The following is a 1,100-nucleotide window of genomic DNA, read 5'->3' on the forward strand; positions in this document are numbered from 1 at the left end:
CGCAAGCCTCAAGCTCGAGGCGGGCTGGTGAGGAAAGAAAGTCAGGGCGGATCATAAGCAATAGCTGAATCGTTCCAAACCCAGCAGTCAAGTCAACAAATTCGGCTTCTGCAGGACTCGGAGTATATCCTGCTTAAAAACTCGCGGAGTTCTGAAAAACTTCGATTGTTTGACATAAGTTTGCGTGAGCTCGGACGTCGTACTTGGACGCGCCTCTCTACAAACCGAGGTGATCGCATAACACTTGCTGTTCCCGCGAGCGAATCTTCCGATCCATCCGTTGACGCCATGACGCGCGTTGACGCCTGGATGAGCCAATGTTTCGCAGTTGAATGTTGGGATGGCGGCTTAAATAGGCTGTTGACGAGCCGTTGGGCAGAAGTTGTGCGCGCAATTGATCATCAAGCTGGCGGCCGCGCAGCTATTCTCAAACTCGCCCATGCAGAGGAGCGAGATTACAACTGGCTACCTATGAAACACGTTGTTGAGATCATACCTGACCTTCATTCTGCTGAGGCCTTTGAATACTCTGCGCTTGCGGTGATAGACTCGCAAATTGGAAGAGCCCTTTCGGTGTTGAGTTCAATCGGGCGCGGGCAGATACGAACAAACCCATCTATCGATCCCCGCGCATTTCTGGGCTTCAAGAACGCTCGGTCAGCGGATCGTCTCGGCGAAGAACTTTCAGGCTTCTCGACGCTACGTCTCATAAGTGTTCTGCAAATGCTTGGCGTCTCTCGCGCGTTTTGGGATGGCCGAACTGTACTTGGACCCGAACATCGCCAAGCTGCTATGACGGGCCTAATAGAGCGCTGTGAGGATTTCAGATTGTTTTCAGAAGACGCGGCAGAAGGGCCAATGAGCCTTAGAAGCGCCCGTCTGAACCAGCTCATGCAAGGTGTCATTAAAAACGGCCTAACCATACCGAAGGGTCCAGAGCATGATGAGCAAGACTATTTGCTTTGGATCGATCTGAAGTGGTCCTGCTTTTTAGGACAGGTTTGCGGCTTGTCTAAGATGCATCAGATTTATGTTCATGCCGCTTTTCGTATCTCTGCTTGCTCGAAGTATGCCGCGTCTGGGGTGCGTTTGTCGAGCGC

General features: G+C 51.9%; 1 protein-coding gene. It reads left to right on the forward strand.

Features of this window, described 5'->3' with window-relative positions:
• Window positions 1–288: 288 nt before the first annotated feature.
• A partial coding sequence (locus ROE7235_RS20030) for a hypothetical protein (RefSeq protein WP_147434294.1) occupies window positions 289–1,100 on the forward strand: 812 nt, incomplete at its 3' end.

Source organism: Roseinatronobacter ekhonensis, from assembly GCF_900499075.1.
GTDB classification, from domain to species: Bacteria; Pseudomonadota; Alphaproteobacteria; order Rhodobacterales; family Rhodobacteraceae; genus Roseinatronobacter; species Roseinatronobacter ekhonensis.